Raw genomic sequence first — 19,381 nt, 5'->3', positions numbered from 1 at the left:
AACACTATCTATTTTATTATTTTTTTCGTATAATTAAAGGGACGTTTAATGTTGCGCCAGTTTCAGATGCAGGATTGAAATTGGCGCTCAGTGTATTTTTACAGTACATATCGGATGGCTGATCGCTTCCATGCTGTATGGTAAAATAACTGCTTATGGAATGGTCGAATAATATGGTGAGACATCAATGAATCAGCTGCGGGAAAGGAAGATTCGTTTTGGGGAAATTCAGTTTGTCACAGGACTTAGGAGTAGACTTGGGGACGGCCAACACGCTTGTTTTTGTTAAGGGGCAGGGTGTTGTCGTCAAGGAGCCGACAGTTGTTGCCACAAATGTCCAAACAGGTGACATCCAAGCAGTTGGAGAGTCAGCTAAGCACATGATAGGCCGGACTCCCGGCAGTATTTCAGTAGTCCGCCCGATGAAGGACGGCGTCATTGCTGATTATGATACGACAGCTGTTATGATGACGTATTTTATTAAGCAAGCGATGCGGAAAAGGTCACTTTTTGCGCGGAAGCCAAATGTTATGATATGTGTCCCTTCAGGTATTACGATGGTTGAGGAGCGTGCTGTTATTGACGCAACTAAACAGGCCGGTGCTAAAGAGGCTTTTCCGATTGCAGAACCATTTGCTGCAGCTATAGGAGTGGGCTTGCCTGTATGGGAACCAATGGGAAGCATGATTGTCGATATTGGCGGTGGAACAACAGAAGTAGCGGTTATTTCACTGGGCGGTATCGTAACAAGCCGTTCTATCCGTACGGCTGGGGATAACATGGATGAGGCCATTACAAACTATATTCGTAAAGAATACAGTTTGATGATTGGTGAACGGTCAGCCGAATCTATTAAAATGGATATAGGTGCAGCGGGTGAAGAGCTGGAAAACGTAGATATGGATATTCGGGGACGTGATTTGCTTACTGGCTTGCCAAAGACCATCACGTTGACTTCAAGGGAAGTGGCCGCGTCTTTAGAGGACACGGTCGCTGGAATTACTCAGGCCGTTAAGCAGACACTCGAAAAGACGCCGCCGGAACTGGCTGCTGACATTGTTGACCGTGGAATCGTTCTTACTGGCGGAGGTTCCCTTTTAAAGAATCTGGATAAAGTTATCAGCGAGGAAACACAAATGCCTGTCTTCGTTGCAGAAGAGGCACTGGAGAGTGTGGTCATCGGGACAGGTAAATCTCTGGAATACATTCAGCGTTTCCGCTCCCGCCCGAATGTATCGTCTCGTCCAGTCGAGTAAGCGGGTGTTATCATGAAATTTCTGCGCAGAAGAAGACTGTTTATTTTATTAATCGGGATTATTGTACTTGTTGCATTGATCGGTTATTCATTACAGGACCGGGAGAAGACAACAGCTGAACAATTTATTAATGATGCAGCTGGATGGGTTCAGAATGTCATCTATATACCAATTGATTATGTGGCAGGTATCTTTAAAAATATTGGCGATATACAAGACACTTATGAAGAAAACAAAGTTTTACGCGAAAAAGTTGCTGAGTATGAAAGCTTGAAATATGATGCACAGGAATTGAAAGAGGAAAATGAGCAACTTAGGAAAACATTGGAAAAAACGGAAACGATTCGTAAATATAACCCGGTTCAGGCATCTGTGATAGCCCGATCACCTGAACGATGGGTCGATCAGATTACAATTAATAAAGGGAAGCAAGATGGTGTTGAGGAAAATATGGCGGTTATAACAGCCGAGGGAATGGTAGGTAAAGTTGAAAGTCCCTCAAAATTTACCTCAACGGTGAAACTTTTAACCGGCTTTGACGAGTATAATCGTATATCGGCTACTGTTTCCAGAGAAGACAGTGATGATGTCTTTGGTATGATCGAGGGCTATGATACAGAAGCAGGCCATTTGCTATTTCGAATTATTGAAGAATCTGATCAGGATTTAAAAGAAGGGGAAAAGGTGTACTCTTCTGGCATGGGGGGCGTTTTCCCATCAGGTTTGCCTATCGGCGAGGTCCAGGAAGTCAAGCCTGATCAGTACGGACTGACACGTATGGCCTTTGTTGACCCTGTTGCTGATATGTACGATATTGACAATGTGATTGTTGTCGAGCGCGAGCAGACTGCCTCTGATGATCAGAAGGAAAAAGGGAAGGATGAATCATCATGAAGCGATTGCTGATTCCGTTCATCCTATTTATCCTTCTTACCGTTGAAGGTGTTGCTTTGGACATACTGCCAGTCTCTCTTATTAAGAGCGACCTTATTTTTGTTCCGCATTGGGATTTTGTGTTCATTATCCTCATAGCAATTTTTTATGACAGGGAGGACACCTATTTTTCTGTTTTTTATGGCCTGCTGTTTGGACTTATGACAGATATCGTGTATACCGGTGTGCTGGGTCCTTACATGTTCAGCTATGCTTTGAGCGCTTATATGGTGCATGGATTGATTAAACTGCTGCACGCCAATTTTGTGGTTACCATCATCCTGGCTATAGCTGGCCTTCTGATGGCTGATATATTCATTAATGTCATATTCTCTGTTACGTCGCTGGCTGATATTAGCTGGTGGGATTATGTCATTAAACGGCTTCTGCCGACTGTTGGTGCCAACATGGTATTTTTACTGGCCGCTTATCCGATTGCGGTTAACCCGCTAACCAAGTGGAAGAAAGAACGTTCTTCGGGAAAAAGCGGATTCTAATCATGCGCAAGTTTTAAGGTGAAATATTGAGGTGAACAAAGCGTGCTTGAAAAGAACCAAACAATAACTATCAAGGGTACAAAAGACGGATTAACATTATTTATTGATGATCGAGAATCATTTGATGACGTTATGGATGAGCTTGCAGCAAAACTATCAGACTATCATCCCCGTCAGGATGAACCGATCGTCCCGGTTACTGTTAAGCTGGGTGAGCGGTATGTCAATGACCAGCAAAAACAGCAATTGCATGAGCTGATAGGCAATCACAAACGTTTTACAATTGATTCGTTTGATTCGAATGTTATACATAAAGATGAGGCTTTAACATGGAAAGAGGAAAGTGATGTAAAAATCCTTAATCGAATCGTTCGATCCGGTCAGGTACTGGAAAACACTGGTGACTTGCTGCTGATTGGAGATGTCAATCCAGGCGGAAAAGTTACGTCAACCGGGAATGTATTCATCATGGGAAATTTACTTGGGATCGCGCATGCCGGAGCAAACGGCGATCAGGATGCCGTAATAGCTGCATCTTATATGAGGCCGAACCAGCTCAGAATAGCGGATTACATCAGCCGCGCACCAGACTATGATTCTGAAGGTGTTTATATGGAATGCGGTCTGATTGATGATGAAGAGGATAAAATCGTTATTGACCGGCTGCATGTTCTTTCCCAGAAACGCAAAGATATCAGCGGGTTTGAAAGGAGAATGCTGAATGGGTGAAGCAATCGTTGTGACGTCCGGTAAAGGCGGGGTAGGCAAAACGACTACCACTGCCAATATTGGGACGTCGCTTGCCTTAATGGATAAAAAAGTTTGCCTGATCGATACAGATATTGGCCTGCGGAACCTTGATGTGATTATGGGGCTCGAAAACCGTATCATTTATGATATTGTAGATGTCATTGAAGAACGCTGTAAACTTGGGCAAGCTCTAATTAAAGATAAGCGATTTGATGATTTAACACTTTTACCCGCAGCTCAGACAAGCGACAAAACAGCTGTTACGATGGAAGGCATGACAAGCATTATAGAAGAATTAAAATTAACCTATGACTATATTATTATTGATTGTCCAGCAGGTATTGAACAGGGATTTCAAAATGCAATTGCCGGGGCAGATAAAGCTATTGCGATAACCACGCCCGAAAAATCCAGTGTCCGGGATGCTGATCGTATTATTGGACTGCTGGAAAACGAGGCAATCGAATCACCAAAGCTTGTGATTAACCGGATCCGCAATCATATGATGAAAAATGGTGACATGCTGGATATTGACGATATTATCCAGATTCTTTCAATTGACCTGCTTGGTATTGTTATTGATGATGATGAGGTTATTAAAGCTTCCAATAACGGTGAACCGATAGCACTTCAGAGTCATTCCAGGGCTTCTACATCCTATCGCAATATCGCACGGCGAATATTGGGCGAAACAGTTCCGCTGCAATCATTGGAAGAAGAAAAAGGAATGGTGCAGAAGGTGAAAAAGTTCTTTGGAATTCGTTCGTAATATGTGAAGCATGTGCGTTTTGATAATAGCCTTATATGTCATAATGTCAGCATATGGCTCATACACTTTTATCAAAGTATTATAAGGGTTGTGAGCCAATATGAGTAAAGGTGTCAATAAAATCAGAAAGTCCATTAATCAGCGGAAAAGAATGCGCGACTTAACATCCGGGTCTGCATCGTCAAAACAGATCACGCCATCTTCTATGCCGCAGGAGGAAGAAAAGCACGGGTTTCCTCCTGTTGTAACAAAGCAGACGTTTCCGGGCGGCAAGACAAGCAGGCGGCTGTCTGGCATGGTCATTAAAGGTATGTTATCTGTGATGCTTTTCTTTGCGGCTGCCCTGTTATTACAGACGGATTCAGATGTGCTATCCGGGACTAAAGAATGGACTGAAACGGCATTGACAAATGAATTCCCATTCGCTCGCGTTAATCAGTGGTATCAGGAAACGTTTGGTGAACCAATGGCTTTATCTTCACAATCAGCTAATAAGGGTGATAGCGGACAAGCTTTACCGGTCAATGGGAGTGTTTCGGAATCGTTTCAGGCAAATGGAACAGGCGTTATGCTTGCACCTGAGAAAGAAACGGATGTTTCAGCACTGCAGAGTGGTGTCGTCACTTTTGCGGGGAATGACCGCGATACGAACAAAACGGTTGTTGTTCAGCACCCGGATAACAGTGAAACGGTGTACGGCCTTTTAAGTTCGATTGATGTTCACTTATATCAATTTATTGACAGCGGTCAAAGCCTTGGAACATTCAGCCCGGATGATGATAGCCAAAACGTGTATTTTGCTATTGAACAAGGTGATGCATATGTTGATCCTGTTCAGGTGATCCAAGTTGATGACACGCCATAAATGGCTGCCGCCAGTCCGAATCCATCCCATTCTATTAATCTTTATCCTCATCTCGTTTTTGACAGGAACGTTTGTTGAACTGATGACGATAGTGTCTATTGTATTAATACATGAACTGGGGCATTTTACGGCAGCAAAATGGTTTGGATGGCGGGTGCGCGGTGTCACACTATGGGTATTTGGCGGCGTGATGGATACAGATGAACAAGGAACAAGGCCAGTCCATGAAGAAGTTATTGTGACACTTTCGGGTCCGCTGCAGCATGGTTTTATTTATTTGCTGTTATTTCTTCTGTCAAACAGCCAGGGGGAATTTCAGCCTGTTATTGAAACAGCTTATTTTTATAATACAGTCATTTTGGTGTTTAATCTGCTGCCTGTCTGGCCGCTGGATGGGGGCAAATTGTTACTGTTGTTATTCTCAGAATATCACCCATATCGTTATGCATACAATGCCGTCATTTTGTTTTCGTTATTGTGTAATGCGGCCTTAGTGCCTGTCTTATTGTTTGCAGTTCCATTTACGTTCAGTGCCTTTATGTTATTTTTGTTTTTGGCAGTTGAAAACCGAAATGATTGGAAACAGCGTTATTATGTATTTATCCGATTTTTGTTGCAGCGTTATCAGGGCAGAGTCTATTTTAAACGGGTTCAGTCGGTTGAAGTCCCTTGTGATTACAGGCTTCTGGATGTTTTTAACACGTTTCGCCGTGACAAGACACATACCATCTATGTGACATTTCCCGGAGGCAGCCGGCGGTCATTTCATGAAATGGAATGTCTGCACTACTACTTTCATGACCGCCAGCATCAGAAAACGATCGGTGAGCTTGTCAGTCATGTATCCTGATATGTAGAGATAATCAAACATTGACAAGCAAATTTGGATCATGGTAATATTTATATGCTAGATTACGTAGCACCAGTGCTACAACCGCTCAGAACAGGCTGGTTAACATCCGTTGATTTTTTAACGGAGGGCCTGTATGGCGAGTCTTAGGATATTAGGAGGTGCAACTATGTACGCTGTTATCGAAACAGGCGGCAAACAGATTAAGGTTACTGAAGGACAGGAAGTTTATGTCGAAAAGGTAGCGGCTGACGCCGAAGAATCGGTTACGTTTGATAAAGTTCTGTTTGTTGGCGGAGATGATGTGAAAGTCGGAGCTCCATATGTTGATGGGGCAACTGTTACGGCAAAAGTTGCAAAACATGGCCGTCAGAAAAAAATCAATGTATTCACTTATAAGCCCAAGAACAATTATCATCGCAAACAAGGTCATCGTCAGCCTTATACTAAGTTGACGATAGATAAAATCAATGCGTAAAGCAAATGATATAAGTGTGCTGGACGTTACGCAGCTTGTAACATCTTAAGAGGGTAATCATATGATCCAAGTCACAATAGACCGGCAGGACAGTCGGATTAGTCAATTTGAAATGTCAGGTCATGCCGAAAGCGGACCGTATGGCTATGACCTCGTATGCGCAGGCGTTTCAGCTGTCTCATTTGGTTCAATTAATGCGGTCATGACAATAGCTGGTACAGAGCTGGCGATTGAACAGGACTCAGATGGCGGATTTCTCCGGGTGACAGTCCCTTCCGGCCTATCAGAGGACGTTATGAACAAAGTCCAGCTCTTGCTTGAGGGTATGCTTGTCTCCCTGAGAACGATTGAACGGGATTACAACACATTTATACGAATTACAGAACATGAGGAGGTGCTGTAGTATGCTGCGTTTGGATTTGCAATTCTTTTCCCAGAAAAAAGGTGCCGGAAGCACGAAGAACGGACGTGATTCACACCCAAAATACCTTGGTGCTAAACGTGCCGATGGTCAATTTGTTAATGGCGGTTCTATTCTTTACCGTCAGCGCGGTACGAAAGTCTATCCGGGCTTAAATGTTGGCCGCGGCGGTGATGACACATTGTTTTCCAAAATTGACGGTGTCGTTCAATTTGAACGTATGGGCCGTCATCGTAAACGTGTTAATGTGCACCCAGCGGCTCAAGAAGCATAAGCTGCTGAATCAGCAAAAGAACCCCAGCCAGTCTTTGGCTGGGGTTCTTTTGCTATCATATGTCATTGTTTGCTATACTTTGCTTATTATTCGGGAGGGGAAAAGCATGGGGGACGACGATGTTATCGAGCTGTTCCGTCATTACCGTCATGATTTAATGAATCATTTACAAGTCATCGATGGGTATGCAAGTATGGGAAAAACAGATAAATTGCAGCATAAATTAAAGGATTATCTGACAGATTTGCAGGAGGAAAGCAAACTGATTAATTTAAATGCACCAGCATTTAGTTTATATATCCTGCAATTGATGATATTACATCCACGCTTTCACTTAGCTTATCGTATCGGTATGGAGAACGCTGATTTGCGAACAGTGGATCAGCTGCTTGCAGAACGCAGTGAGGAAGTCATGGCCAAAATCGAAAGGACGACAAATAACCTGGACGTCTATGATTTAACGATGCAATTAGACCATGTCTCGGATGACATTATCGAGCTGGCCTTTACTGTCAGTGGTTATTTGCCGCCAAATGTGTCAATACAGAACCTGGAAGATAGAGATAAGCTTATCACCGTCTATCAGGAGAAAAACAGTATGAAATATATCGTGACAATTCCGTATGAATGAGGTGGAAGAAACATGTTTGTTGATCAAGTAAGTATCTATGTTAAAGCCGGTGATGGCGGAGATGGAATGGTCGGTTACCGGCGGGAAAAGTATGTGCCTAAAGGCGGTCCAGCTGGCGGGGACGGCGGTAACGGCGGTGATGTTATGTTTCAAGTTGATGAAGGATTGAACACACTTATGGATTTTCGTTACAACCGTCATTATAAAGCCAAACGCGGTGAAGATGGCATGAGCAAAAATAAGCATGGCCGGAATGCAGATCCTTTAATGGTCGCCGTCCCTCCAGGCACAACCCTTATTGATGAGAATACAAATGAAGTGCTGGCTGACTTGACTGAAGAAGGACAGCAGGCACTTATCGCTAAAGGCGGTCGCGGCGGTCGTGGAAATAGCCGATTTGTCTCATCAAAGAATCCTGCTCCGGAACTTTCTGAGAATGGTGAACCGGTATATGAACGTCGTATTCGAGTTGAATTGAAATTACTCGCGGATGTTGGTCTTGTCGGGTTCCCAAGTGCGGGTAAATCAACACTCCTGTCAGTCATTAGTGCTGCCAAACCCAAAACGGCTGATTATCATTTCACGACGCTTTCTCCTAATCTTGGGGTGACGGATACCGGCGATCACCGAAGTTTTGTCGTAGCTGATCTGCCTGGGTTGATTGAAGGTGCGCACGAAGGTGTGGGACTTGGTGAGCAATTTTTGCGGCATGTTGAACGAACACGTGTCATCGTGCATGTCATTGATATGGCCAGCAGTGAAGGACGGGACCCATATGATGATTTTGTTACCATCAACAAGGAATTGAAAGCCTATGATTCATCACTAATGGAACGGCCACAGATCATTGCTGCTAATAAAATAGACATGCCTGGAGCAGAAGAGAATCTGCAGGCTTTTAAAGCTAAATTAACGAACGATACGCCCATTTATCCCATTTCGGCATTAACGAAAACGGGTATTCGGGATGTCATATTTGCAACAGCTGATCTGCTGGACCGTATTCCAAAAGAAACGAATGCTGTTAATTCGGAAAAACAAGTTGTGTACCGCTTCGAGCCTGAGGAGACACCATTTGAGATCACCCGTGATTCGGATGGTGCTTTTGTGCTGTCAGGTGGCAGACTTGAAAAATTATTCAAAATGACAGATTTCACAAAAGATGAAGGCGTACAGCGATTTTCCCGGCAGCTGCGCGGCATGGGTGTGGATGATGCACTGCGCAAACAAGGAGCTGAAGATGGTGATATTATCCGGCTGCTGGATTATGAATTTGAATTTATTGAGTAACCATTCGATTTGAAATGACTTCATAACAGGGGGGATAACATGGCGGCAATTGGCTATTTAGGACCGCGCGGCACATTTACGAAAATGGCTGTTGATACGGCGTTTAATGGGGGAGAAAAGCAGAGTTTTACCACCATTCCAAATTGTATCGATGCTGTTCAGAATCAGCAAATCGACATTGGGGTGGTGCCGCTGGAAAATGCGATCGAAGGCACTGTCCAATTAACGCTGGATTATCTGGTCCATGAAGTCAGGCTGCCGATCGTTGCGGAGATTGTTGTGCCTATCAAGCAGCATTTGCTGGTCGCGCCGGACTTCTCTGGTGATTTAACGAAGGTGAGGACTGTTTATTCACACAGTCATGCTATTGCCCAGTGTCATCAGTTTCTGCATAAACATATGCCCGCTGCCGCGTTTAGCTTTTCGTCTTCAACCGGAAAAGCAGCCGACATTGTTAGCAGCAGTGATGAAGCAGTCGCGGCTATTGGCAATAGACTGGCAGCTCACGAATATGGATTGCGCATTTATCAGGAGAACATTCATGACTATCCACACAATCACACCCGTTTTGCGGTTCTGGCGAAGGATAAGCAGCCCGTCAACCTTAGTCAGGAAGCGGATTCTGAAAAGACGAGTCTTTTAATCACGCTTCCCAGTGATTATGCAGGGGCATTGCACCAGGTTCTGTCAGCATTTGCCTGGCGCAAGATGAATCTGTCCAAGATTGAATCACGTCCAATGAAAACAGGTTTAGGAAATTATTTCTTTATTGTTGATGTGAATCAGCCCTATGACGCTGTATTATTTCCAGGCGTTAGAGCTGAATTAGAAGCACTTGGGTGTGGCGTCACTGTTTTAGGAACTTATCCGGTCTATCAGATGGATGTATAACAGGATAACTGCATGGACTGCCTTAACTGGTTTCGTATCCATACGTGGTTTTTTAAAATTGGATAAGCGTTTTTTTATTTTCAGCTCAACATTTCTTCATTCGCTGCATATGGTGTTAATGTGTGATCAGCCCAAGTTTTGAATGCTGAAGGAAAGGAGTATGTTTGAGTTGAAAATTCATATTGTCCAAAAAGGGGATACATTGTGGGAGATAGCACAGCAATACGGTGTCGACTTTAACGAGTTGAAACAGCTTAACCCGCAAATATCCAGTCCGGATATGATCATGCCGGGCATGAAAATCAAAATCCCAGCCTCCTCAAAACCAGTGAAGAATGAAGGTGCCCAGCAAAAGAACGTATCAAAAGCTGAACCAAAACCGGCAGCGGAAGAGCTTTATCAGGATTCATCACCGAAGCCGATGCCGTTTATTCAGGAAGATGATTCAGAGTCACCTAAGGAGATGAAACCGAAAATGCCACAAAAGCAGTCCAGCATGCCTGCCTACCCGCAGATGCCAAGCACATCCAATGTGCCACACCAGTCAAAGGCCGAAGCACCTAGCACGTCCGGAAAGCCAGCGATGCCGGAACATCCAAGCATGTCACAGCATCCGGCACCCCCTGAAACAAACATAACACCGTGGCCGGAAAATATGACTCAACCGCACATGCCCAGCCAGCTTCATACCCAGCCTATCATTTACAATATGACGTACTGTTTTCCACAAATGCCGGTATATCCGCAACCGCAACCACAACCGCAACCACAACAGGGACCATACGGCATGCAAAGTGGTATGTATCACCAGCCTTATCAGGAAATGTCTTATCAAAATCAGCAAACCCCGTATCCCGGATCAGCTATGCCCCCTATGAATCAGCATTACGGCATGCAGCAACAGGACTGCGGCTGTGGGGGCTATCAGTCGATGCCGATGTATCAGCAGCCGCCGAATGCTCAGCAGCCAATGCCGATTAGCCAGCCAATGTCCCAATATCCAGTCAATCCGAATTATTCATCATATGCTGGTTATATGGAATCGTCTGAGAGCTCTGATATGTTTGAGGCATCAACAGCCCCAACGCCTTATCCTAATATGGCAGGAAGCGGTGGCTATTACTCACCAGCGGGCATGCACCAGGGGTATCCTAATCCGCAAATGCCGCCAGCGATGTATCCTGACACAGGCAATCAACAGTATATGCCAATGCCTCCAGGTTATGGAAACATGTACCGCGATGACGAGGAAGATTGGGCCAGTGAGTAATCTGACAGAAGGAGAGATGAGTATCAATCGTCTCTCTTCTTTTTTGTATCAAGAGGGTGAGGTGAAGCCAGCAAGCCTTTTGCAAATACAAAAACATGTCTATCATCTCAAAACGGTCTCTCATGAGCATTTCCTGTTGAAGCGGCATAGCCAGAAGTTGCGGATGGAGCAGCAATGGGCTTTTTTTGTGAGACAGAGTTCGTCAGTGGTTATTTCTTTTCAAATGTTTCCTAATAAAAGGCGTTATTTATATGATGGTCATTATTATTGGACACTTTCGCCGTTTATCGCCGGCCGTAAACTGAATTATCGCACTGAGGCGGACCGTAAAGTCGCGCTGCAAACAATCAGGCAATTTCATAAGGATACAAAGGGCGTTAAGCTCAGTTACCCGCGCAGACCGGAGATATTCTATGAACGATGGTCCAAGCGATTGTACAGATTCCAGACAACAGAAATGATATTTCACAAATACGGGTATGAAACGCTGTTTTATGACATTGTCCGGACTGCTAAAATGTATTTACAGCTAATCAGAACGCTGGACTGGGAGACCGGGGAAATAGACGCATTGCGAACCGGGACCTGGAGTCATGGTGATGTTGCAGCTCACAACTTTTTGCAATATGATAATGATGTTTATTTGATTGATTATGATTTGTTGTCCTGCAGTTCCACGCTGCATGATTATGTACAGCTTGGGCAGCGATTTCTGCCTTATTTGAACTGGGATATTGATCGTCTTTTAGCATATCATATGGTAGATGAATCGCGTGTAAGAGCCTGGCTGTATGCGCTATGCATTCCCAGTGATGTTATGCGCGATTGGTTGTATTATATCCAGCGCTATTCCAGTCATACACAAAATTATTTAATAAAAATGGATGCAAATTGGAGCAAACAACGATCATTTTTAAAACATGTACAGAACGTGCTAAACTAACCTAAGGATCTAGAACATAACGGAGTGATTAGATGGAGAAGACAATTCAAAACATTATTGCATGGTTGCAGGAGCAGACAAAGGAAGCTGGTGTCAATGGCCTGCTGGTCGGGGTTAGTGGTGGTCTGGATTCAGCCGTTGTCGCATACTTGATTCAACGCGCGTTTCCGGACAACTCGCTCGGTGTGATCATGCCGGTCCACACGAATTCAAACGATTTGGCACATGCCAGGGAAGTCATGGATGGTTCGGGGATTCATGGTTTAACGCTCGACTTAAGTGAAGCGCACAATCAAATGTATACGACCATATCGCAGCAGCTTAAGGAAACGAATGCGTTTGAGCAGACCAGTGATCAGCTGGCAAATGCCAATCTCCAAGCGCGTTTGCGTATGAGTGCCCTGTACACCGTTGCTGCCCATTACAATTATTTAGTGGTGGGAACAGACAATGCGGCAGAATGGTATATCGGTTATTTCACAAAATACGGAGACGGTGGCGTCGACCTCCATCCTTTAGTAACGTATACGAAGCAGGAAGTCTACGCAATGGGTGAATACCTGGGTGTACCTGGGGCTATTCTGACGAAAAAGCCAAGTGCTGGTCTTTGGGAAGGTCAGACAGATGAAAGCGAGATCGGCATGACTTATGATACCATTGATGCGTATTTGGAGGGTCAGGAAATTTCGGCAGACGATAAAGAGCTGATAGAGCAAAAACATCAGCGAACAGCTCATAAGCGTGGAGCAGTGAAACAATATCAGCGCATGGATAAATAATCCTTTCATTTTCACTGATTAGAATAGCTTGTCTTATCCATCCTAAAGGGTAAGGGAGGTTGTTTTATGTTCGCAGGCAAACGTCTCATAATACCGATTTTGACTATTCTGCTTGCCGGCTGTATGCAAAATGATACGCAGGAATCTGAACAGGAAAATTCGAATTCTCAGCCGATCAAATATGAAACAGAACAAGAACAGAATGATGGTGAACAGAAAAAGTACCCGGATGATACGTATCAAAATGTGAATGAAGGTGATCAAGAAGGTCAAAGTGATAAATTCACAAATGAGTTATCAATGTCAATTGCTGATTCTTTAAAGGGACGCCAGGCTATTCGACAAGCGCAAGTCGCGGCAGGGGATGACAAGGTGGTTGTGGGTATCATGCTCAACAATAATGCATCGCCTGATATCCGGGATAACGTTGAACAGGACGTACAGGAAATGGTGCCGAAGCGTGACGTGCAGGTTTATACCGATGATAGCTACTGGGACCGGATGCGTAATAAGGATGCGGAGCTTGATCAGCTGAACGGGGATATGCGTGAGTATCTGCAAGAATTCTTCAGACGGGACAGAGAGCATTTTTAAAAAACGCCGGCCGATTCGGTTCAACTAACATTCAGCAGGATAAACCACCCTGCTGAATGAAGTTTCACTTTATCCAACAGGTGTTTTTTGATATAGTTATAAAGGAATTCCAGGAGAGAGGAGAGTGTCCTATGTCTGGTCATTCTAAATGGCATAATATACAAAAGAGAAAGAACGCGCAGGATGCGAAAAAAGGAAAAATATTCATGCGCCATGCTAAAAATATCTACACGGCCGCTAAAGAAGGCGGTGCGGACTTTGAGATGAATCCTGGACTGAGAACAGCGGTTGATAATGCAAAATCAGACAATATGCCCAGTGATAATATTGACCGGGCCATCAAAAAAGCTACGGGTGGTTTAGATGGGGTTCATTATGAAGAGATCACCTATGAAGGTTATGGTCCTGGCGGTGTCGCTGTCATTGTGAACGTTTTGACAGATAGTAAAAATCGCGCAGCTGGTGAAATCAGACATGCGTTTCGAAAATATAACGGCAACCTTGGGGAAAACGGAAGCGTGACCTTCATGTTTGATCGTTTAGGCTATATCGTTGTCTCAAACGAAGATGGCTCAATCGATGAAGATGCGATGAGCATGGAAGCGATTGAAGCCGGAGCGAACGATATTGTAGCTGGAGAAGGTGTCTACGAAATTTATACTGATCCGGAGAACTTTCAGTCTGTCCGCGATGATCTGCGTGACCAGGGCTATGAACTGGCTGAGGCCGAGGTCACATACTTCCCGCAAACGTATACCCCGCTCTCAGAGGATAATGAACAAAAAATGACGAATTTGATTGATGCACTCGAGGATAACGAGGATACGCAGGATATTCATCACAATATGGAAATATCAGATTAACTGTGTGGGACTTCTATTTCTCTCAATGAGAATGGAAGTTTTCTTTTATGCAATGTTTAGGGGCAAGTATGTTAGAATGGTGCAGGGAGTCAAAGGAGAAGGTTAAATGATTTTCTATATCAAAGGGACGCTTGCCATGATACAGGAAGAGGCTGTGATTGTTGATGTCCAGGGGGTTGGCTATGAGATTATTCATTCCAATCCATTCTCTTTTCAGGACTCATTACACCAGCAGGTTACGATATATACATATCATCATATCCGTGAAGATGCTGAGGTTCTCTATGGGTTCCGCACTGAAGATGAGAAGGTTTTATTCACAAAACTTATTTCTGTTTCCGGTATTGGGCCTAAAGGTGCGTTAGCCATAATGGGAAGTGCTGATGTCAGTCGTCTTATTGAAGCCGTTGAATGGGAGGACGATGCGTTTCTGACAAACCTTCCGGGAATCGGTAAGAAAACGGCCCGACAAATGATTCTGGATTTAAAAGGTGAATTATCTGCGATGGTATCTATTTCTGAACAGAATCCGGCGAATTCTGCTGCCAAAGCAGTTCCAGCCGAATTGCAGGAGGCACAGGAAGCGCTGAAGTCGTTAGGCTATACTGATCAGGAAATAAAAGCAGTTGTTCCCGATCTGCAGAAGGAAGATGACCAGACAACGGATGTTTTAATCCGTAAAGCACTCTCTTTGCTCACGAACAATCAATAAGGTGGGATACTGATGGAAGATCGCATGGTCACAGGTGAATGGCAACAGGAAGATTCAGCTGCTGAACTTAGTCTCCGGCCCACAACGCTGAACCAGTATATCGGCCAGCAAAATGTAAAAGAGAATTTACGCATTTTCATTCAAGCAGCCAAAATGCGTGATGAAGCCTTGGATCATGTATTACTGTATGGTCCGCCAGGGCTTGGCAAAACAACGATGGCATCTATCATTGCCAATGAAATGGGTGTACAGTTCCGATCGACGTCAGGCCCGGCCATTGAACGATCTGGCGACTTGGCGGCTATTTTGTCATCACTTGAGCCTGGTGATGTTTTATTTATTGACGAGGTTCATCGTCTGCCAAAATCAGTCGAAGAGATATTATACCCGGCGATGGAGGATTTCTTCCTGGATATTGTGATTGGCAGCGGACCGAGTGCCCGGTCGGTTCAGATTGACCTGCCGCCATTCACCCTGGTAGGAGCTACAACAAGAGCGGGACTGTTAACCGCACCGCTGCGTGACCGGTTCGGTGTCATGAGCCGTTTGGAATTTTACGGCATTGAAGCCCTGTGTGATATTGTGGAGCGGACCTCAGATATTTTTGCCACAACGATAACCCATGAGGCAGCTATTGAGGTTGCGCGCCGGTCCAGAGGGACACCCCGGATTGCCAACAGACTGCTGAAACGCATTCGCGACATTTCACAGGTTCGAGGCGAAGATGAAATCAGCTTGCAGACAACGGAAGAGGCTTTGGACATGCTGCAGGTTGATCGGGAAGGACTGGATTACATTGACCATAAATTGCTGACGAGTATTATGGACAGTTTTCAGGGCGGACCAGTTGGACTCGATGCAATTGCCGCGACAATTGGGGAGGAACCACAAACAATTGAAGATGTGTATGAACCGTATTTACTGCAAGTAGGCTTTATTCAGCGCACCCCTAGAGGCCGCGTCGTCACAGCGAAAGCCTGCCGGCACTTTGGCCGGGAGCTGAAAGATGAATGAACATGGGTAAATGGTTTATCACGCTTGGCATTATTTTTGTAGCTATCGGCCTTATCTGGACCTTTATTGGGAAATTGCCGGGAGACATTACAATTAAACGCGAGAACATAACGATTCATTTGCCAATCATGACATCCATTATCGTGAGCATTGCAGTGTCATTGATTTTACTGATCGTTGAAAAACTCAGCTGATTGAATTTGTTCACAAAAAACGTTTTGTAAAACTTTCATAACGACGATAGGAGAACCAGCATGAATCTTGAAGACTTTGATTATGAACTGCCGGAAGAATTAATTGCTCAGACACCGCTCGAGCAGCGCGATGCATCGCGGCTGCTCGTCTTGCATAAGGATACACAGGAAATGGAGCATAAACAGTTTCCGGATATCAAACAGTATTTGCACGAAGGTGATTGTCTTGTTCTGAATGATACGCGGGTGATGCCAGCCCGATTATATGGTATTAAAGAGGATACCGGCGCTAAAATTGAAGTACTGCTTTTGCATCAGCAAGAAGAGGATACTTGGGAGGTATTAGTCAAGCCTGCCAAGAAGGTTAAAGTTGGTACCGTGATTAATTTTGGCAATGGCGAGATCCGCGCAGACTGTACAGGCCTTAAAGAGCATGGCGGCAGAATCTTGAAGCTCTCTTATGAAGGAATCTTTTATGAGCGGCTGGATGAGCTCGGTGAAATGCCGCTGCCGCCATATATTAAAGAACAGCTGCCTGAGCGCGAACGCTATCAGACGGTTTATGCCAGTGAAGAAGGATCAGCTGCAGCCCCCACTGCCGGTTTGCATTTTACGAATGATCTGCTCAGCGATATAAGAGCAATGGGGGTTTCCATTGAGTTTATTACACTTCATGTTGGACTGGGCACATTCAGACCGGTCGATGAAGCTAATATCGAGGAACATGACATGCATGCTGAATTTTATCGCATGTCACAGGAAACAGCAGACAGGCTGACGGCTGTAAGAGAAAAAGGCGGCCGGATTATTTCGGTAGGTACAACATCAACACGGACGCTCGAGACAATTGCCCGGGATAATGATGGCGAATTTACTGAGTCGAGCGGCTGGACAGATATTTTCATTTATCCGTCTTTTGAATTTCAGGCTATTGATGGGCTGATCACCAATTTCCATCTTCCAAAATCGACGCTGATTATGATGGTCAGTGCTTTGGCTGGAAGGGAAACGATTATGCAGGCTTATCAGGAGGCCGTCGCTAAACGCTACCGCTTTTTTAGTTTCGGTGACGCGATGTTTATTTTGTAATGGAACTGTTAAAAATGTGATGATAAAGGAACGATATATGATGCCAGCTATAACGTATGAGCCTATTAAAACATGCAAACAGACCGGAGCCCGTCTTGGAAAAGTCCACACACCACACGGGTCCTTTGATACGCCGGCTTTCATGCCTGTTGGAACAATGGCAACGGTTAAAACAATGAGTCCGGAAGAATTAAACAATATGAATGCGAATATTATTTTATCCAATACGTATCACTTATGGCTTCGTCCAGGTGAAGACATTATTGCTGAAGCAGGCGGTCTTCATCAATTTATGAACTGGGACGGGGCTATATTGACAGATTCGGGCGGCTATCAGGTGTTCAGCTTGAGCAATCTGCGCGATATTAAGGAAGAAGGGGTCCATTTTCGCAATCATATTAGTGGGGAAAAAATGTTTCTCTCACCTGAGAAGGCTATGAACATTCAAAATGCGCTGGGTTCAGATATCATGATGGCGCTTGATGAATGCCCTCCTTATCCTGCGTCACATGACTATATGCAGGCGTCTGTTGAACGGACGTCACGCTGGGCAGAGCGCGCACTTAACGCTCATGCGCGGCCATCTGAGCAGGGATTGTTTGGTATTGTTCAGGGCGGCGAATACGAGGATTTGCGAAAACAGAGTGCTCGTGATCTTGTGTCACTGGACTTCCCTGGGTATGCTGTCGGCGGTTTGTCTGTCGGCGAACCGAAAAATGTTATGAACCGGATGCTTGAGTTTACGACGCCGCTCTTGCCTGCAGATAAACCCCGCTATCTGATGGGAGTAGGATCACCGGATTCTCTGATTGACGCGTCAATACGCGGAATTGACATGTTTGATTGTGTATTGCCGACACGCATTGCCCGAAATGGAACATGTATGACGTCACATGGGAGACTGGTCGTTCGCAATGCTCAATATAAACGCGATTTCCGTCCTGTTGATGATAATTGCCACTGTTATGTGTGCCGGAATTATACCCGGGCTTACATTCGTCATTTGATCAAATGTAACGAAACATTTGGATTCAGACTTACAACTTATCATAACTTGTATTTTCTGTTAGAATTAATGAAGCAAGTACGTGATTCTATTAAAGAAGACCGGCTTGGTGATTTTAGAGACGCATTCTTTCATCAATATGGATTTGATAAACAGAATGCGAAAAACTTTTAACCGTAAGGAGGGATAGATAGATGGAAATGATCGTATCACTGTTACCGATTATTTTAATGTTTGTTATTTTCTACTTTCTGCTTATTCGTCCACAGCAGAAACGACAAAAGCAAGTTAAACAGATGCAGGCTGATTTGCAAAAAGGAGATCAAATCGTTACCATCGGAGGCTTTCATGCAAAAGTTCATGCGCTTGATGAGGAAACGGTTGTTCTTCAGCCTGGAGACGGTCCAAAGTTAACCTATGACCGGTCCGCTATTAGCAAAGTTATAAATGAACAAATTGACCAAAGCGACCAGACACAGTAAAGCTTTTTGAATCGTACATAAAAAGGCGCAGAAGTCAGTTTTTATAACTGGCTGTCTGTGCCTTGTTCGATTCAATTCAATTTTCCGATTTCAGCATATTGACTCCGACAGATCCCCCCAGAAGTGCTGCCAGAATCAGTCCAGCATGGTAAAGTGACTGCTCCAGTGAAAATCCTTGCTGATAGCCAATATATTGGACGAGAAATGTGAAAAGAGTAAAGCCACCCCCTGTAGCAGCTCCGATGAGCCACCCTTTCTTCTGACCTTTAATACCTGCCGATAGGCCGCCAATAAATAAACTGATAAAGCCGACTGCAAGCGTTATCCACGATAATGCTGTTTCGGTCAGGACGGTCACTTCCAGAAGCAAGGCGAGAATAACACTTGTTGCAAGAATCAGCCCAAGCACGATAATCCATCCATATAACAGAGCAGCAAATTGTTGTTGACGCAAGCTGTCCCCCTCCTTTTCACTGATTGTCCATGTACTATGATCCTATTCAGCTGAATAAAAAAATAGACTTAAATAT

General features: G+C 44.5%; 25 protein-coding genes and 1 other annotated feature. Of the genes, 24 read left to right on the top strand and 1 reads right to left on the bottom strand.

The features are described from left to right. The first annotated feature begins 218 nt into the window (after window positions 1–218). From ACZ444_RS09490 to yajC, 24 genes are all read left to right on the top strand, one after another. Window positions 219–1,256, top strand: coding sequence for a rod shape-determining protein (locus tag ACZ444_RS09490; RefSeq protein WP_382360664.1), 1,038 nt, complete (start codon window positions 219–221; stop codon window positions 1,254–1,256). 12 nt (window positions 1,257–1,268) lie between these two features. Continuing rightward, window positions 1,269–2,150 (top strand): rod shape-determining protein MreC, encoded by an 882-nt coding sequence (gene mreC / locus ACZ444_RS09485; RefSeq protein ID WP_382360667.1) that lies wholly within the window; start codon window positions 1,269–1,271, stop codon window positions 2,148–2,150. Further along, on the top strand, window positions 2,147–2,686 hold the full coding sequence (gene mreD / locus ACZ444_RS09480) for a rod shape-determining protein MreD (protein ID WP_382360670.1): 540 nt from the start codon (window positions 2,147–2,149) through the stop codon (window positions 2,684–2,686). Before mreC ends, mreD begins: the two co-directional genes overlap by 4 nt. 42 nt (window positions 2,687–2,728) lie before the next feature. Beyond that, window positions 2,729–3,415, top strand: a complete 687-nt coding sequence (minC, locus tag ACZ444_RS09475; RefSeq protein ID WP_382360673.1) for a septum site-determining protein MinC — start codon at window positions 2,729–2,731, stop codon at window positions 3,413–3,415. After that, a complete protein-coding gene (gene minD, locus ACZ444_RS09470) occupies window positions 3,408–4,205 on the top strand; it encodes a septum site-determining protein MinD (protein ID WP_382360676.1) in 798 nt (265 codons plus the stop codon). Before minC ends, minD begins: the two co-directional genes overlap by 8 nt. A 100-nt stretch (window positions 4,206–4,305) precedes the next feature. Beyond that, window positions 4,306–5,070, top strand: a complete 765-nt coding sequence (locus ACZ444_RS09465; RefSeq protein WP_382360679.1) for a peptidoglycan DD-metalloendopeptidase family protein — start codon at window positions 4,306–4,308, stop codon at window positions 5,068–5,070. Further along, on the top strand, window positions 5,057–5,920 hold the full coding sequence (locus tag ACZ444_RS09460; RefSeq protein WP_382360682.1) for a site-2 protease family protein: 864 nt from the start codon (window positions 5,057–5,059) through the stop codon (window positions 5,918–5,920). Before ACZ444_RS09465 ends, ACZ444_RS09460 begins: the two co-directional genes overlap by 14 nt. A gap of 72 nt (window positions 5,921–5,992) precedes the next feature. Beyond that, window positions 5,993–6,077, top strand: a sequence feature (ribosomal protein L21 leader region). A gap of 12 nt (window positions 6,078–6,089) precedes the next feature. Further along, window positions 6,090–6,398, top strand: a complete 309-nt coding sequence (gene rplU / locus ACZ444_RS09455) for a 50S ribosomal protein L21 (RefSeq protein WP_382360685.1) — start codon at window positions 6,090–6,092, stop codon at window positions 6,396–6,398. Window positions 6,399–6,459: 61 nt separating this feature from the next. Further along, complete coding sequence (locus tag ACZ444_RS09450; RefSeq protein ID WP_382360687.1) at window positions 6,460–6,801, top strand: ribosomal-processing cysteine protease Prp; 342 nt, start codon at window positions 6,460–6,462, stop codon at window positions 6,799–6,801. A gap of 1 nt (window position 6,802) precedes the next feature. Next, entirely contained in the window at window positions 6,803–7,093 is a 291-nt protein-coding gene (gene rpmA, locus ACZ444_RS09445) for a 50S ribosomal protein L27 (RefSeq protein ID WP_382360690.1), read from the top strand. A gap of 106 nt (window positions 7,094–7,199) precedes the next feature. Continuing rightward, entirely contained in the window at window positions 7,200–7,724 is a 525-nt protein-coding gene (locus tag ACZ444_RS09440; RefSeq protein WP_382360693.1) for a Spo0B domain-containing protein, read from the top strand. A 12-nt stretch (window positions 7,725–7,736) separates the two neighbouring features. Next, a complete protein-coding gene (gene obgE / locus ACZ444_RS09435; RefSeq protein ID WP_382360696.1) occupies window positions 7,737–9,014 on the top strand; it encodes a GTPase ObgE in 1,278 nt (425 codons plus the stop codon). A gap of 39 nt (window positions 9,015–9,053) precedes the next feature. Beyond that, window positions 9,054–9,905 (top strand): prephenate dehydratase, encoded by an 852-nt coding sequence (pheA, locus tag ACZ444_RS09430; RefSeq protein ID WP_382360699.1) that lies wholly within the window; start codon window positions 9,054–9,056, stop codon window positions 9,903–9,905. A 169-nt stretch (window positions 9,906–10,074) separates the two neighbouring features. Then, on the top strand, window positions 10,075–11,175 hold the full coding sequence (safA, locus tag ACZ444_RS09425; RefSeq protein WP_382360702.1) for a SafA/ExsA family spore coat assembly protein: 1,101 nt from the start codon (window positions 10,075–10,077) through the stop codon (window positions 11,173–11,175). Beyond that, window positions 11,168–12,118: a hypothetical protein gene (locus ACZ444_RS09420; RefSeq protein WP_382360705.1), complete on the top strand. Its 951-nt coding sequence runs from the start codon at window positions 11,168–11,170 to the stop codon at window positions 12,116–12,118. Before safA ends, ACZ444_RS09420 begins: the two co-directional genes overlap by 8 nt. A 32-nt stretch (window positions 12,119–12,150) precedes the next feature. Continuing rightward, entirely contained in the window at window positions 12,151–12,897 is a 747-nt protein-coding gene (gene nadE, locus ACZ444_RS09415; RefSeq protein ID WP_382360708.1) for an NAD(+) synthase, read from the top strand. A 66-nt stretch (window positions 12,898–12,963) separates the two neighbouring features. Continuing rightward, window positions 12,964–13,491 carry a YhcN/YlaJ family sporulation lipoprotein gene (locus tag ACZ444_RS09410; RefSeq protein WP_382360711.1) on the top strand — a complete coding sequence of 176 codons (528 nt, stop codon included), beginning with the start codon at window positions 12,964–12,966 and terminating at the stop codon, window positions 13,489–13,491. Window positions 13,492–13,622: 131 nt separating this feature from the next. Further along, on the top strand, window positions 13,623–14,354 hold the full coding sequence (locus tag ACZ444_RS09405) for a YebC/PmpR family DNA-binding transcriptional regulator (protein WP_382360714.1): 732 nt from the start codon (window positions 13,623–13,625) through the stop codon (window positions 14,352–14,354). A gap of 106 nt (window positions 14,355–14,460) precedes the next feature. Continuing rightward, window positions 14,461–15,066 (top strand): Holliday junction branch migration protein RuvA, encoded by a 606-nt coding sequence (gene ruvA, locus ACZ444_RS09400; protein ID WP_382360717.1) that lies wholly within the window; start codon window positions 14,461–14,463, stop codon window positions 15,064–15,066. 12 nt (window positions 15,067–15,078) lie between these two features. Continuing rightward, window positions 15,079–16,080 carry a Holliday junction branch migration DNA helicase RuvB gene (gene ruvB, locus ACZ444_RS09395; protein WP_382360720.1) on the top strand — a complete coding sequence of 334 codons (1,002 nt, stop codon included), beginning with the start codon at window positions 15,079–15,081 and terminating at the stop codon, window positions 16,078–16,080. Beyond that, the gene (locus tag ACZ444_RS09390; protein WP_382360723.1) at window positions 16,077–16,274 is read left to right on the top strand and encodes a DUF2905 domain-containing protein; all 198 of its coding nucleotides are present in this window, start codon (window positions 16,077–16,079) and stop codon (window positions 16,272–16,274) included. Before ruvB ends, ACZ444_RS09390 begins: the two co-directional genes overlap by 4 nt. 60 nt (window positions 16,275–16,334) lie before the next feature. Beyond that, window positions 16,335–17,363: a tRNA preQ1(34) S-adenosylmethionine ribosyltransferase-isomerase QueA gene (gene queA / locus ACZ444_RS09385; protein WP_382360726.1), complete on the top strand. Its 1,029-nt coding sequence runs from the start codon at window positions 16,335–16,337 to the stop codon at window positions 17,361–17,363. A 40-nt stretch (window positions 17,364–17,403) separates the two neighbouring features. Beyond that, on the top strand, window positions 17,404–18,543 hold the full coding sequence (gene tgt, locus ACZ444_RS09380; protein WP_382361680.1) for a tRNA guanosine(34) transglycosylase Tgt: 1,140 nt from the start codon (window positions 17,404–17,406) through the stop codon (window positions 18,541–18,543). 20 nt (window positions 18,544–18,563) lie between these two features. Beyond that, the gene (yajC, locus tag ACZ444_RS09375; RefSeq protein ID WP_382360729.1) at window positions 18,564–18,851 is read left to right on the top strand and encodes a preprotein translocase subunit YajC; all 288 of its coding nucleotides are present in this window, start codon (window positions 18,564–18,566) and stop codon (window positions 18,849–18,851) included. 76 nt (window positions 18,852–18,927) lie between these two features. Here yajC and ACZ444_RS09370 read toward each other — a convergent pair whose 3' ends face one another. Then, window positions 18,928–19,305 (bottom strand): TIGR04086 family membrane protein, encoded by a 378-nt coding sequence (locus tag ACZ444_RS09370; RefSeq protein WP_382360732.1) that lies wholly within the window; start codon window positions 19,303–19,305, stop codon window positions 18,928–18,930. Window positions 19,306–19,381 lie beyond the last annotated feature (76 nt).

This window comes from Lentibacillus kimchii, from assembly GCF_055381965.1.
Note: the sequence above shows the minus strand (reverse complement) of the source record. Positions and strands in the feature narration are given on the sequence as shown.